The organism is Kitasatospora sp. NPDC008050, from assembly GCF_042957465.1.
Classification (GTDB): domain Bacteria; phylum Actinomycetota; class Actinomycetes; order Streptomycetales; family Streptomycetaceae; genus Kitasatospora.
Window position 1 is genome coordinate 630,172 of the sequence record NZ_JBIBIJ010000002.1, and the last position, 13,714, is coordinate 643,885.

The window sequence follows — 13,714 nt, forward strand, 5'->3', positions numbered from 1 at the left end:
CTCCTTCCGAGCGTGGGGGCGGGGGAAGTTCGAGCTGGGTCTGGTGCGCGCAACTAGTGCAGCGTCGACGCTCATTCATGTCAAGAGACCCGTCAGAACGAACAGAAACGCGCACATGACTCCGGCATGGCAGAAGTACTTTTGCATCACGAAAGTAGATGGCATGATGAAAGTGCGTCAGCGGATCAAGAGCACAGGGGGATCACCATGTCTGTCACCGACCAGCCGTCGGCCGCGTCCGCCGCGGCCGCGCTCCAGGACTACCAGCGGGCACACGGCGCCGCGGTCGGGCCGCGGCCCACCCCGGCCTGGTATCCGGCGGCCCGCGGCATCCTCGCGGCCGTCAGCTACGGGGTCACCTTCACCACGATGCTCACCCGGCATCCGTCGGTCTGGCAGCTGGTCCTGTCGCTGGTGGCCATCCTCGCGTTCCTGGGTGTGCACGCCGCGGCGGTCCGGCCCGGCGGCGTGTTCGTGCTGCCCAAGGACGACCCGCGCCGGCAGGCCAAGCTGCGCGCGCACTGGTGGAGCATGCTGGTCTGGCCGCTGGGCTGGCTCCCCGGGCTCCCGGTCGGCCTGTGGACGGCGGACGCCGTTCTCGGCCTGCGGGTGGGCGCGGTCACCTCCTCGCTGGCGATCGGCGTCCACCTGTGGTGGAGCACCGCGCGCGAGCGGCGCCTGGTGCTCGAAGCGGGCCGGCCGTGAGCACCCCGCCGCCCGCCGAGGGCCCGCTGCCGCCCGCGGAGGGTCCGCCGCCGCCCGCCGTGGACGAGGTGATCCACCACCCGACCAGGCTCGCGCTGATGGGCTTCCTCTCCGGCTGCCACGAGGCGGAGTTCGCGGCCGTGCGGGACTACTGCCGGATCTCGGACGCCAGTGTGAGCCGGATCGTCTCGGCGCTGGAGCAGGCCGAGTACGTCAAGGTCCGCAAGGGCTACGTCGGCAAGCGCCCGCGCACCTGGCTCTCGCTCACCCCGGTGGGCCGCCGGGCGCTGGAGGCGCACCTGGGCGCGCTCCGGGCGATCGTGGACCACGCTCGCGCGGCAGCCGCTGACTAGCCTTCAGCGAACGGCGGATGACTGCCCGTCAACTGTGCGCGACCCCTTCGGCCGCCAGGTGGCCGACCGCGTTCCACTGCTCGGGGCGCAGCCCGCCCGAGGCCGAACGCCAGGCGCTCACCGAGCAGTTGCGCACCGGATCGAGGGCCAGCAGCTCCTGCTCGGTGAGCCGCTCCAGCACATAGCGCAGCATCAGCACCACGTTGTCGTGCGCCACCACCAGCACCGGCCGACCCGCGTGCGCGGCGCACAGGTCGCGCAGGCAGTCGCGGACCCGCAGCGCGACGTCCGCCCAGCTCTCGCCGCCGGGCGGCCGGTAGTACAGCTCGCCCATCTTGCGCCGGCGGGCGGCCTCCTCCGGGTGCCGCTTGTCGATCGCGGCCGCCGTGAGCATCTCCAGGATGCCCAGCTCCCGGTCGCGCAGCCGCTCGTCGTAGCGGACCGGCAGGCCCACCGGGACCGCGCCGAGGCCGGCGGCCTGGGCGATCGCGATCCGCGCCGTCTCGGTGGTGCGCACGTAGGGGGAGCACCAGACGGAGCGCGGCCGGTCGCTGCTGGGCAGCTCGGCCCACCACCGGCCCAGCGCCTGGGCCTGCGACTGCCCGTGGCTGGAGAGCGGTATGTCGGCGTCGCGGCAGGTGATCGGCACGGCCAGCGCGCCGTTCGCCTCGGCCAGCTGGAACTCGACGTTGGCGGTGCTCTCGCCGTGCCTGGTGGCGATCAGGACGGACGGCAGCGCGGCGGCGGGCTCCTGGCGCGGATGTCCGTTGAGGATGGTGCTCAGCTCTGGCATGGCGACTGCTCCCCGTGGGTGTCATGGGCGTGGGGGCGGGGCGACCGTACTGGACCGACGGCATGGGGGCGCCGTGGTGGGGCGCCCGTGGTGGGGCGACTGCACGCAGTTTCCCCCTCATATGATCGCGCCGCCACCCCCTCAGTGTTGAGCGGGGTGACGGCGCGATCACAGGGCGCACAGTGAGGCGCTTAATGCGCTGCCACCGACAGGGGCGCACCGGCAAGCTCGGGGTCGCCCTCCTCCGCGCTGTAATCCGCCGGGGAGGTTTCGTCCACGCCGTCGGGGGCCTTGGCGGCCCGGAGCACCAGCGTGAGCACCACCGCGACCAGCAGGTTGAGCACGAACGCGGTCAGCCCGATGTAGCCGATCTCGCCGATCCCGGGGATCGCGGAGTTGCTGCCGCCGAAGTGCTTGGTGGCGGGGGAGGCGATCCCGTACGCCTTCCAGGTCCCGTAGACCATGCCGACCAGCCAGCCGGCCAGCAGCGCCCAGCGGTGGAACCACCGGGTGAACAGCCCGCTGACCACCGAGACGAAGGTCTGCAGGATCCAGATGCCGCCCAGGAGTTGCAGGTTGATCGCCAGCTGTTTGTCCATGCCGAGCACGAAGACCAGTGCACCGACCTTGACCAGCAGCGAGACCAGTTTGGCCACCTTGGTCTCCTGCTCGGGGGTGGCCTCGGGGCGCAGGAACTCCTTGTAGATGTTGCGGGTGAACAGGTTGGCCGCCGCGATCGACATGATCGCCGCCGGTACCAGCGCGCCGATCCCGATCGCCGCGAAGGCCACGCCGGTGAACCAGTCCGGGAACAGGCCGGCGAACAGCTGCGGCACCGCCAGCTGCGGGTTGTAGCCCTTGACGCCCTTGCCCACCCCGGCCGCGATCGCCAGGAAGCCGAGCAGTGCCAGCAGCCCGAGCATCAGCGAGTAGGCGGGCAGGATGGCCATGTTGCGGCGCACGGTGGTGCGCGACTTGGCGGCCAGCACGCCGGTGACGGTGTGCGGGTACATGAAGAGCGCCATCGCCGAGCCGAGCGCCAGCGTCGCGTACGCCCACTGCGCCTTCGGGCCGCTGACCATCGCGCCCACCGGCTGGTGGGTGGCCGGGTTGATCGTGCTCATCTTCTTGGCGGCCTCGTCGAAGATGTGGCCGTAGCCGCCCAGCCGCATCGGCAGGTAGATCACCGCGACGATGATCACGATGTAGACCAGGGCGTCCTTGACGAAGGCGATCAGCGCGGGTGCGCGCAGCCCGGAGGAGTAGGTGTAGGCGGCCAGCACCGCGAAGGCGATGAAGAGCGGCAGGTCCTTGACGAACCAGTTGGCGTTCGCCCCGCCGCCCACCCCGAGGGTGTCGAGCACCGCCTGGATGCCGACCAGCTGCAGCGCGATGTACGGCATGGTGGCCAGGATCCCGGTCAGCGCCACGGCCAGCGACAGCGCCCGCGAGCCGTAGCGGCCGCGCACGAAGTCGGCGGGGGTGACGTAGCCGTGCACCCGGGCCACCGACCACAGCCGCGGCAGGAAGAGGAAGACCAGCGGGTAGGCGATGATCGTGTACGGCACCGCGAAGAAGCCCGCCGCGCCCGCGCCGTAGACCGCCGCGGGGACCGCGATGAAGGTGTACGCGGTGTAGAGGTCGCCGCCGAGCAGGAACCAGGTGATCCAGGTCCCGAAGCTGCGGCCGCCCAGGCCCCACTCGTCCAGGTGCTGCGCGGTGCCCGCCCGCCGCCAGCGGGAGGCCAGGAAGCCCATCACCGTGACGAGCAGGAAGAAGAGCACGAAGACCAGCAGGGCAACGGTGTTGACGCCGTGGTTCATCGCGACGCACCTCCTCGCAGGGCCTTGCGCCGGCGCGCGTCGTGGTTCAACAGCAGATAGGCGGCGGTGGTGAAGAGGGCCGAGACCGGGATCCAGAGGATCTGGTACCAGTAGAAGAACGGCACTCCGCCGAGCCTGGGCGTCAGCGACGCGTAGGAGGAGACCCACAGCAGCGCGACGATCGGTACGGCCAGGCTGACGCCGGCCAGTGCGCGGGCAGGGGTGACGACCGGCAGCTGCCCCGGGGGCGCTGGCGGGGCGTCGGATTCGGTGGACATGGGGCGACTCCGGCGGTGGCAGGGATCCCCAGCGGCGCCGCAGCGCGCCGGCCCTTGGCCGCCCCGCCCGCCGAGCAGCGCCCATGGTGATCGGCTTGGACCGGAATGTAGGGCACCAACCACCCCGCTGTCACCAGTTGAATCCGGCAATCTCGGTGAATGGACCAGCGATCCGGCGATGCGTCAGGTCCGGACGGCGATGAATGGTCAAGAACCGTTGACATATGGTCAAGGAGTCTTGACCATAGAGCCCATGAGCAACGACCCCACCGCCGACCGGCCCGCCGTCGAGCCCGCTGCGGGGCCCGCCCCGGCCCAGGACGCCTTCCCGGCCATGCCCGAGGGCACGGTTCAGCTGAGCACCGACGAACAGTTGCGCGCCATCAACAATGTGACGCGCCACCGGATCCTCGGTCTGCTGCGGGACGGGCCGGCCACGATCACCCAGGTGGCCCAGCGGCTGGAGCTGGCCAAGGGCAGCTCCAGCTACCACCTGCGGCTGCTGGAGCGCGCCGGCCTGGTCGAGGTGGTCAGCACCAACAAGGTGCGCGGCGTCACCGAGCGGTACTACGGACGTACTTCGCGCGGCATCGAGCTGCCCGACCCCGCGCCCGGCGAGCCGGACATCCTGATGCGCCACATGGTCGCCGACCTGGAGGCCGCCCCGCCCGGGCCACGCATGGTCATGCTCAACCACCTGCGGATCAGCGAGGCGGCCTACGACGAGTTCACCGCCCGCCTCACCGCGCTCGTCCAGGAGCTGCGCGCCGCCGGCGACCCCGCCGAGCCGGACGCCACTCTTGCCATCGCCTTCTTCAGACCGGGGGACCCCAAGTGAGCATCACCGAGCCGATCGCCGAGCCGATAGTCGGGTCGATCGCCGAGCCGATAGTCGGGTCGAGTGCCGGGCCGGCCGCCGGGCCGCCCGCCGGGCCCGTCGCGTCGCCCGGGAACCCGGGCGCCGCGCCGAAGCTGCCGGCCGCCTTCCACCGCCTGTGGGCCGCCTCCGCGGCCTCCTCGCTCGGTGACGGCGTCTACTTCGCCGCGCTGCCGCTGCTCGCCGCCACGATGACCCACGACCCGGTGCTGCTGGGCCTGGTGACCTCGGCCGCGCTGCTGCCCTGGTTCTTCTTCGGCCTGCTCGGCGGCGCCCTGGTGGACCGCTGGGACCGCCGGCGCACCATGTGGCTGACCGACCTGGGCCGGGCCGTGCTGCTCGCCGTCCCGGTCGCTGCCGCCCTCCTGCACCTGCTGAGCATCCCGCTGCTCGTCGCGGTGGCCTTCCTGCTCGGCACCGGCCAGATCCTCTTCGACACCGCCACGATGGCCTACCTGCCGCAGCTGCTGGGCCGGGACATGACGCTGCTCCAGCAGGCCAACGCCCGCCAGCAGGGCACCACCACGGTCTTCGCCGACTTCGCCGGCCCGCCGGCCGGCAGTCTGCTCTTCACGCTCGGCCGGGCCTTCCCGTTCGGCCTGGACGCGCTCTCCTTCCTGGCCAGCTCGCTGCTGATCCGCAGCCTGCCGAGCGGCAGCCCTCCAAGCGGCGACAGCACGGCCCAGCCGGTGCCGGTGCGCGAGAAGACCGCGGACGGCCCCTCGCTCTGGCGCGAGGCCAGGGCCGGCGTCGGCTACCTGGTGCGGCACAAGGTGCTGCTCGGCCTGGCGCTGCGGCCGGCGATCGGCAACCTCGCCTTCGTCGGGGCGGATGCGGTGCTGGTGCTCTTCGCTCACCAGCTGCTGCACCTGGGCGACTTCGGCTTCGGCCTGCTGCTCGCCGGCCAGGCGGTCGGCGGGCTGCTCGGCGCCGCGCTGGCCGGGCGGCTGGGCTCCCTGCTGGGCACCGGCGGCGCGCTGACCGCCACCGCTCTGCTCGAAGGAGCGGCGCTGCTCGGCTTCGGGCTGTCCGGCAACCCGTTCCTGGCCGGCGCGGCGCTGGCCCTGCTGGGTGCCGCGATGGCGGCCACTATGGTGCTCGGCCCCTCCGTCGGGCAGGCCCTGATCCCGGCCGAGCTGGCCGGGCGGGTCGGTGCGGCCCGGCGGCTGATCAGTGTCGGCGCGGCTCCGCTGGGCGCGCTGCTCGGCGGCTGGCTGGCCCGTTCCGGCGGGCTGCGCGCGCCGTTCCTGGTCGGCGCGGTGATGCTGGCGGCCACCGCGCTGTTCAGCCTGACGCTCACCAGCAACCGCCGGATCGAGCAGGCCCTGGCGGCGGTGGCCGCGGGGGAGCCGCAGGCCGCGTAGGAGCTGTGCGGCCCTGGCGGCCGGTCCTCGCCGGTCCTCGGGGGCTGTCGGTCAGGCCGCGGCGGGTGCCTCGACCGGGTCCTCGGCGGGCGTCTCGGTCCGGGACGGCCAGCGGATCTGCGTGCTGCACAGGGAGACCAGCAGCGCGGCGCAGGCGACCGCGCCCATGCCCCAGACCAGGCCGCTCGCGCTGGCGATGAAGCCGATCGTGGCCGGCCCGGCCAGCAGGCCCACGGTGCCCATGGTGGCGACCAGGGTGAGCGAGTCGGAGCCCTGTCGGGCCGCGGCCACGTAGACGCACGGCGTGACGGCGGCGATGCCCAGGCCCACGCAGGCGAAGCCGAGCAGCGCCGGCACCACGCCGCCCACCAGCAGGGCCAGGGCCAGCCCGGCGCCGGCCAGCGCGCTGCCGACCCGTACGATCCGCGCGTCGCCCACCCGCTCGCGCCAGCCGTCGGCGAAGATCCGGGCCAGCACCATCATCACCGAGACGACCGCGATGCCCAGCGGCGCCAACTCGGCCGCCGCCTTGGCCGAATCCTTCAGGTAGAGCGCCGACCAGTCGTTCATGGCGCCCTCGGTCACGGTGCCGAACGCCATCGCCAGGCCCATCCACAGCGTCAGCCGCGAGGGCAGGGCGAACCTGCGGCGGTCCTTCTTCGCCGGCTCCTCGGCGGGCTGCTGGTCCTCGGCCAGCAGGTCGGCCCGGGCGTAGCCGATCAGCAGGAGCAGCAGGACGGCGGCCACCCCGAAGTGTGCGGCCAGGGCGGTGGTGAAGGCGTTCACCGTGGAGGCGAGCAGCGCCGCGCACAGCGAGCCGGCGCTGAACGTGGCGTGCAGCTTGGTCATCGTGGTCCGCTCGTACCGGACTTCGAGCGCGGCGCCCTGCGCGTTCATCGCGACGTTCAGTGCCCCGACGGCGACGCCGTCGCAGAGCATGACCAGCAGGGCGACGGGATAGTTCGGCAGCCAGGCCATCACCAGCAGGATCATCCCCAGGCAGAGCGCCGAGAGGACGGACAGCCGCCGGGAGCCCAGGCGCCTCATCAGCAGCGCCACCAGGGGGAACGAGGCGGCCGCGCCCACGCCGGTGGCCATCAGCAGCAGGCCGACCTCGGCCGCGCTCAGGCCCAGATGCGCCTTGATGGTGGGGATCCGCGAGGCCCAGGTGCCGTACTGGAACCCGAGGAAGCAGAACAGTGCGGCGATCGCCAGCTGGGACCGGCGGAACGGATCGCGGGCGCGGAACATTCTGTATCAGCCTACTTCGTCGTCTGAGGGTGACCCGTGGAACAGGTCGCTGATGGGCTTCGGCTCCCCGGAGTCGGGCACCGCGCTGGACATGTAGCGCGCGTCTGGGCCGTAGCCCGGCGGGAGGGCGACCTCGCGGTGGGTGCGGAACCCGTGCGCGGCCCAGAAGGTGTGCGCGCCACCGACGGCGACCAGCGAGATCCGCTCGAACCCGCCCGCCGCCGCCGTCGCGGTGAGGTGGGCCAGCAGCCGGGCGCCCAGCCCCCGGCCGCGCTCCTGCGCGGCGATGACGAGGTCGTGCAGGTGCAGGTTGCCCGACCGGTGGGCCCACCGCTCGGCCCGGCTCAGGTCCGGGTAGCGGTCCATCGGGTACGGCAGCGCCAACACGTAGCCCAGCAAGCGCTGTTCGTGTTCCAGTACGAAGCTGGTGCCGGGCGAGACCCGGCCCCGGGACTCCAACGCGGCCCGCTCCTCGGACAGTTCGCTGTCGCCGTAGGCGGCGGCCTCCAGTGCGACGATCGCGTCCCAGTCGCCGTCGTGGACCGGCCGGATGTGGATGTCCTGGTTCATCTGTCGAGACCTTCGCCGGGGAGCAGGGTGTAGGGCACCGGGCTGAATCCGTTGAAGCCCTGGGTCATGTAGCTGGTGGCGTAGGCGCCGCAGGAGAAGATCCAGACCGGGTCCCCGGACCTGGCGGCCTTCGGCACCCGCACCAGGCTGTCCTCGTGCGCGTAGGCGTCGTCGCTGTCGCAGGTGGGTCCGGCGATCACGGCGGGCACGTACTGCGCCGACGTGTCCGGGTGCGCGGGGAACTCCAGCCGGTACTGCAACTGGTCCATCTCGTAGAGCCCGTTGAACTTCCCGCAGCTCAGGTAGAGCCAGTACTGCCGCTCCCCGTTCAGCTGCCGGCGGGCGGAGAGCCGGTAGACGTGCGCCCGGATCGCGCCGTGGTCGGCCACCAGGTGGCGCCCGGGCTCCATCAGGAACTTCAGCGGGGAGCCGCTGGGGGAGCCGGCCACCGACCGCAGCCGCTGCATGCCCTCGCGGATCGCGGTGAAGATCTTCTCCAGCGGCGGATCCAGCGGCATGCCGCGCCGGTCGCGATAGCCGAGCGCGGGCAGGCCGCCGCCGAGGTTGATGTGCTCCAGCTGGATCCCGCGTCGGTCCAGTTCCGCGATCACGTCCGCGAGTTGCTCGAAGGTGTCGCGCCATGCCTCGGCCGTCATCTGCTGCGAGCCGACGTGCACGGACAGGCCCGCCGGCGTCAGCCCCGCCGCCCGCGCCGCCGCCAGCACCAGCACCGTGTCCTCGGCCGAGCAGCCGAACTTCCGACTCAGGCCCCAGAGCGCCCCGTCGCCGCTGGTGGCCAGCCGGCAGAACACCCGGGCGCCCGGCGCGTGGGCGGCGATCGCCGCCACGTCCGGCAGGCTGTCGGTGGCGAAGTCCCGGACGCCGAGCCGGTGGGCCTCGGCGATGGTGCGGTCGGACTTGATGGTGTTGCCGTAGTGGATCCGCTCGACCGGTACGCCGGTGCCGAGCGCCTGCTCGATCTCGCTCGGGCTCGCCGCGTCGAAGCCGGCGCCCTGCCGGGCCAGCGCGGTCAGCACCTCGTCCACCGGACAGGCCTTCATGGCGAAGCGGACCGCCACGCCGGGCAACTCCCTGAGCAGCGTTGCGTACTGGTCCTCTATTCCGGCGAGGTCGTAGACGAGTTGGTCCTCGGTGGCGGCTGCCAGGGCAGCGCGCAGCCGGGTATTGGTGTGCGTCATGGGGGTGTCCGGGTCCGACTCGGGCTACCGGGGCAGCGGATGGACGCTCGTGGCCCTGCACGCCCGGATCAGCGGCTCCCAGGCCTCGATCAGCAGCGCGAAGTCTTCGATGTCCAGCCGCGCCTCGTCGAGCAGCTGTTCGTGACGGGGTGCCAGTAGGTCGGCGAACTCCGCGTACCGTCCCCCGAGTTGGCGGTAGCAGCGGTCGATGACGGCCAGCCGCCGCAGGTTCTCCGCGGTGTCCAGGCCGGTGCTCTCCCGCACGATCGCGGCGACCTCCCGCGGGCGCACCCGCTGCCGGTCGTCGAGCAGACTCTCGCCGGCGGCGGCCATCGCCGCGTAGATGGCGTTGAAGTAGAGCATCGACAGGAAGAACTTGGTGAACCGCAGCTGGTAGGCGAGGAAGCCCGGGTCGGTGCGCCGCTCGCCGGTGTAGAAGTTCACGATGTGGCGGTTGTGCAGCACGCCCGGCAGCTTGGCGTCCTGCACCAGGTGCATGAGGAAGTAGTCGCTGCCGATGGTGTCCCGCGCGGGCGGCAGCGGCACCAGCTCCTGCACCTGCGCGAAGCTGATGTTGCACATGTCCAGCCGCATCGGGTCGACCACGGCCAGCGTGGCGACGTCCCCAACGAACGGGTCGGTGCCGGCGCCGCGGAACGACTCCGCCACCAACTCCCGCTTCTGCTCGGCGGACCAGTCGCCAGGCGCCCACAGGCTGACCACGTCCTGGTAGACCTCGGGGTTCAGCTGCTGGATCTCGCCGATGTCCACCGAGAGTTCGCCGATGAAGGAACTGCCCACCAGTACCACGGGCTTGTGCTCGTGCGCCGGGTCCAGCGTACTCTCGGTGACCCCGTCGACCGCCTCGCTCGCGCGCCTGCCGAGCGAGCTCAGCTCATGGTGGATGGGGAAAACCGGTTCCCCGTCGAGGAGTTGGTAGTCGCTGTCGGAGTCCCTGCGGTGCACCGAGGAGCAGCCGAGCGCGGCGCCGAACAGGAAGGCGCGGTTGGTGCAGGCGCCGTAGGAGACGCCCTCGGGCAGCATCAGGTCGAGCAGCCGCGCGGGCTCCGCCAGGCCGGAGTGCTCGATCGCCCGCCGCAGGAAGTCCCGCTGGGCCGGCTCGTCCAGGTGGTGCACGACCACGCCCGGTATCGGATCCGCCTCGTCGACCGCTTTGGCGTGCACGGCGAAGGTCGGCTCGTCCGAGGAGTCCAGGATCAGCAGGTGCACCTCGACCTCGAAGTGCCTTGCTGCGTAACGGGCCTCCTCGCGGATCGCCGAAATCGTCGCCCCGCAGGCCCGGTTGGTGGGCAGGGTCAGGCAGATGCGTCGCATGACCGTCCCTCGCTGGTCGCCTCGGAGTCCCACGCCTTGGTGTCCGTCCCGCGCCAGGAGCGCAGCCCCAGCAGCTTCTCGCCGAGTTCGGTCAGCTCGGCGGCGCCGTAGCGCAGCGACTCGTGCCGCTTCGCGTCGCCGACCAGCGTCCGGTTCCAGGTCGGCGTGGACAGGTCCCGCCAGGACTCGACCCGGGAGCGTCGCAGCTCCTCGGCCTCCTCCAGCGCGGGCATCATGGACAGGTACTGCACCGACCGGACACCGCTCTCGGAGGTGTTGCGGGCCACCCCGTGCGCCAGCATGCCGTTCCAGATCAGCAGGTCGCCGGCCTTCAACTCGGGCCGGACGACCGGGAGCTCGGCGCGGTCGACGGCGGGACGGATCGGGTCCCGGTCGGCGGGCTGGTCCAGCCGCCACTGCTCGAAGCGGCGGAACAGCTCGGGGTTGCACTGGAACCCGCCGTGGTCGGGGCGGGTGTCGTTCAGCGCGATGATCCCCTGCACCCGCTGCGGCAGCACGCTCAGCGTCGAGTCCACGTCCCAGTGCAGCTCGATGTCGAAGCCCTTGTCGGTGGACGCGATCAGCGCGCGGTCCCGGGTCCGGACGTTGGGCGGGTTCAGGTTGAGCCGGTCCAGCGTCACCCACAGCTCCTCGCAGTCCCAGACGTCCACGAACGCGTCGTAGACCCGCTGGGCCTGGCGGCTGTCCCAGATCAGCTGGTGCTGGTACGCCTCGACGAAGCCGTAGACGTGCAGCTCCTGCTCCAGCTCGGAGCGGAAGCTCTGCTCCTCGTACCAGGTCTGCGGCCGGTCCGGGTCGAGCCCCTGGAAGTCCCAGGCGAAGTCCAGCAGTTGCTTGGCCGCCTCGGCCGGGATCGCTTCCTTGACCACCACGTAGCCGTACGTCTGCCAGAACGCGAAGTCCGCCTCGGAGAGCACCCGGAGCGGGCGTGACTTCTTCAGATCCCGCAGCGGGGTGGGCGTGAGGTAGGCCTCGCCGTCCGCGCTGAAGTACGGGAGGGAGGAAGCGGCTCGATGCAGATATCGGTCGTCAGACGTCGGCATGCCATCACTCCAGGCTCGAATTGACCGGGGCCGAGAAGCTCGACCGCTCCGCAACGGCTCGGCTTCGGGCACAGGGCAGCGCGCATGGCGCCGGGCCCGCCGGATGGGTTGCGAGGGGACGGAGCTGCGCTTCAGCGCGGCCTCCGACAGCGACCCTAACCGGGGCCGGTGGCGTGGTCCAGACCAATTGGGTGATCGATGGGTTGCTCTGCGAGATATCTACCGATCCGTCATGTGTGTGACTGATACGACGGGTTCGTCTGAACCGGCCGATGGGTCGCGTACGTTATGGGCCCACCTGCCGATGCGGGTGGTTTCGCGAAGGGGGCGCCCGACGGCGCCTGCCTCGGATCCCTCAGATCCCTCGGAAAGGCCGGGCCAGCAGGCTCTGATGCGGGACGCCGCGCTCCCAGACGGCTTCGAACACCGTGCTGCAGAGGCGGACGGCGCCGGGGTCCCCGGTGAAGTGGTGGCCGGCCCAGGCGCCGTCGTCGGTGTACCAGTGGAAGAGCACCAGGCGGGTGTCGATCAGCCAGAAGTCCCTGCCCGGCAGCGTGATGCCCGAGGTCCCGGTCCTCGGCAGCCAGCGGATCAGCTCGCCGGCGGCGCAGTACGCGGACAGGAGGGCGGCGTTGACCCCCGGCTCGTCCGTGATCCGGGCGTGACGCAGCACCACGCCCCACGCCGCAGTCTCGCGGATCAACTGCACGCCGGGCGCATCGCCGGTGGCGCGGCAGCTGTCGCGCAGCTCCAGGTGCGCCGCCGTGCGCCGTGCGCCCCTCAGCAGTGTGGTGAAGTCCGGCGCTTTCGCTGGCATCGCAAGCCCCCTCGGAGTCCGGGGTACGCCCGCCCGGTTGCGCGCCACCGTCTCCCGAAGCGCGAGCCCGGTCAAGGGGCGCACGAGGGTCGCAGCGTCGCCTCAGGAGGCGCTGAGCACGCCGGACTTGGTACCCGCCGTCCGCTGATGGCCCGCCCGGGCGTTCGAACGCCGATGGGACGGCGCGATAGGTTCTCCTGGTCTCAGCCACCTGGCCCCGCCGTCCACTGACCGCGGATCAGGGCCCGGTGTCATCACCATCAACGGGGAACCAGACCTTGACTTCGCCCTACCCGCCGTCCAATCCCTACGCCACCACGCCGCCCCCGCCGCCGGGCCCGTACGGCGCTCCGCCGCCCCCGGCTCCCGCGTACGGTGCCCCGGCTCCCGCCTACGGTGCCCCGGCTCCCGCGTACGGCGCCCCGGCTCCGGCTTACGGGCCGCCCGCCTACGGCGCCCCCGCCCCCGCCTACGGTCAGCAGCCCTACGGCGCCCCCGCCCCCGCCCAGACCCCGTTCGGCGTCCTCACCTGCCGCTTCTGCGGCGGCTTCCCGGCCGTGCAGACGACCGTCCGCGGCCACCAGGGCATGATCGTCATCATGCGGTTCCTCCGCCAGCCCGGCCCGTTCTGCCGGACCTGCGGCACGGCGATGGTCCGCCACATGTCGGCCCGCACGCTCGTCCAGGGCTGGTGGGGCTACCTGTCCTCGGTGATGACCCCGATCACCCTGCTGCGCAACCTGGCCGCCCACAACAAGATCAAGCGCCTGCCGCCCGCCGCACCCGGCCCCCTCGGGCCGCAGCTCGACCCGGGCGCACCGCTGACCCGTCGCCCGGCGATCCTGATGCTGCTCGTGCCGGTGGTGCCGCTCGCGCTGTTCCTCGTCCTGGTGGTGTTCGGCGCCGCGGCCGGCCCCCTCACCAGCAGTGGCAGCAACGCGCCGTACAACTCCACCGCGGGCCTGCACACCCCGCTGCCGCTCGACATCGTGACCGGCGACTGCCTGCACAACGCCGGCACGGCTGGCATCCCGGCCCTCAAGGAGCTGCCCTGCTCCGACCCGAAGGCCGAGTTCAAGGTGCTGGCCCGGGTCAACGGTGCCACCGACGGCGAGACGGCGTGCGCCAAGTACCCGACCTACGAGAAGTCGTTCACCCACCACGAGCCCGACAACAACTACGTGCTCTGCCTGGTGACCAACGCCCCTGCGGCCGCCGCCGGCGCCTGACGCCCCGAGCGGCGGTCCGCCCGGCCTGCTGGACCGCCGCTCGGCCGCACAGGCCC

General features: G+C 72.0%; 14 protein-coding genes. 5 read left to right on the top strand and 9 right to left on the bottom strand.

The window, feature by feature from the left end; all coding sequences use genetic code 11:
- The first annotated feature begins 207 nt into the window (after positions 1-207).
- Together ACFZB9_RS06250 and ACFZB9_RS06255 are read left to right on the top strand one after the other, a co-directional pair.
- Positions 208-705, top strand: a complete 498-nt coding sequence (locus ACFZB9_RS06250) for a hypothetical protein (protein ID WP_391444070.1) — start codon at positions 208-210, stop codon at positions 703-705.
- A gap of 98 nt (positions 706-803) precedes the next feature.
- Entirely contained in the window at positions 804-1,058 is a 255-nt protein-coding gene (locus ACFZB9_RS06255) for a transcriptional regulator (RefSeq protein WP_391444309.1), read from the top strand.
- A 28-nt stretch (positions 1,059-1,086) separates the two neighbouring features.
- On the opposite strand, the gene ACFZB9_RS06260 is transcribed toward ACFZB9_RS06255, so the two are convergent.
- The 3 genes from ACFZB9_RS06260 to ACFZB9_RS06270 all read right to left on the bottom strand — a co-directional run bounded on the left by ACFZB9_RS06260 (position 1,087) and on the right by ACFZB9_RS06270 (position 3,952).
- The gene (locus ACFZB9_RS06260; RefSeq protein WP_391444072.1) at positions 1,087-1,851 is read right to left on the bottom strand and encodes a histidine phosphatase family protein; all 765 of its coding nucleotides are present in this window, start codon (positions 1,849-1,851) and stop codon (positions 1,087-1,089) included.
- Positions 1,852-2,042: 191 nt separating this feature from the next.
- Positions 2,043-3,674 carry a monocarboxylate uptake permease MctP gene (gene mctP, locus ACFZB9_RS06265; RefSeq protein ID WP_391444073.1) on the bottom strand — a complete coding sequence of 544 codons (1,632 nt, stop codon included), beginning with the start codon at positions 3,672-3,674 and terminating at the stop codon, positions 2,043-2,045.
- Positions 3,671-3,952, bottom strand: a complete 282-nt coding sequence (locus ACFZB9_RS06270) for a DUF3311 domain-containing protein (protein ID WP_391444075.1) — start codon at positions 3,950-3,952, stop codon at positions 3,671-3,673. Before ACFZB9_RS06270 ends, mctP begins: the two co-directional genes overlap by 4 nt.
- Positions 3,953-4,286: 334 nt before the next feature.
- On the opposite strand from ACFZB9_RS06270, the gene ACFZB9_RS06275 reads away from it, so the two are divergent.
- Complete coding sequence (locus ACFZB9_RS06275; RefSeq protein ID WP_391444310.1) at positions 4,287-4,790, top strand: ArsR/SmtB family transcription factor; 504 nt, start codon at positions 4,287-4,289, stop codon at positions 4,788-4,790.
- Between the two features lie 134 nt (positions 4,791-4,924).
- Positions 4,925-6,193 carry an MFS transporter gene (locus tag ACFZB9_RS06280; RefSeq protein ID WP_391444312.1) on the top strand — a complete coding sequence of 423 codons (1,269 nt, stop codon included), beginning with the start codon at positions 4,925-4,927 and terminating at the stop codon, positions 6,191-6,193.
- 51 nt (positions 6,194-6,244) lie between these two features.
- On the opposite strand, the gene ACFZB9_RS06285 is transcribed toward ACFZB9_RS06280, so the two are convergent.
- From ACFZB9_RS06285 to ACFZB9_RS06310, 6 genes are all read right to left on the bottom strand, one after another.
- Positions 6,245-7,444, bottom strand: coding sequence for an MFS transporter (locus tag ACFZB9_RS06285; protein WP_391444077.1), 1,200 nt, complete (start codon positions 7,442-7,444; stop codon positions 6,245-6,247).
- Between the two features lie 6 nt (positions 7,445-7,450).
- A complete protein-coding gene (locus tag ACFZB9_RS06290; RefSeq protein ID WP_391444079.1) occupies positions 7,451-8,014 on the bottom strand; it encodes a GNAT family N-acetyltransferase in 564 nt (187 codons plus the stop codon).
- Positions 8,011-9,213 carry a type III PLP-dependent enzyme gene (locus tag ACFZB9_RS06295; protein WP_391444081.1) on the bottom strand — a complete coding sequence of 401 codons (1,203 nt, stop codon included), beginning with the start codon at positions 9,211-9,213 and terminating at the stop codon, positions 8,011-8,013. The genes ACFZB9_RS06290 and ACFZB9_RS06295 overlap by 4 nt, the downstream gene beginning before the upstream one ends.
- Before the next feature lie 24 nt (positions 9,214-9,237).
- On the bottom strand, positions 9,238-10,548 hold the full coding sequence (locus tag ACFZB9_RS06300; RefSeq protein WP_391444083.1) for a DUF6271 family protein: 1,311 nt from the start codon (positions 10,546-10,548) through the stop codon (positions 9,238-9,240).
- Positions 10,530-11,612: a phytanoyl-CoA dioxygenase family protein gene (locus ACFZB9_RS06305; protein WP_391444085.1), complete on the bottom strand. Its 1,083-nt coding sequence runs from the start codon at positions 11,610-11,612 to the stop codon at positions 10,530-10,532. The genes ACFZB9_RS06300 and ACFZB9_RS06305 overlap by 19 nt, the downstream gene beginning before the upstream one ends.
- A gap of 355 nt (positions 11,613-11,967) precedes the next feature.
- Positions 11,968-12,429: a DUF6879 family protein gene (locus tag ACFZB9_RS06310; protein WP_391444087.1), complete on the bottom strand. Its 462-nt coding sequence runs from the start codon at positions 12,427-12,429 to the stop codon at positions 11,968-11,970.
- Positions 12,430-12,707: 278 nt separating this feature from the next.
- On the opposite strand from ACFZB9_RS06310, the gene ACFZB9_RS06315 reads away from it, so the two are divergent.
- Positions 12,708-13,658: a hypothetical protein gene (locus tag ACFZB9_RS06315; protein ID WP_391444088.1), complete on the top strand. Its 951-nt coding sequence runs from the start codon at positions 12,708-12,710 to the stop codon at positions 13,656-13,658.
- Positions 13,659-13,714: the final 56 nt, after the last annotated feature.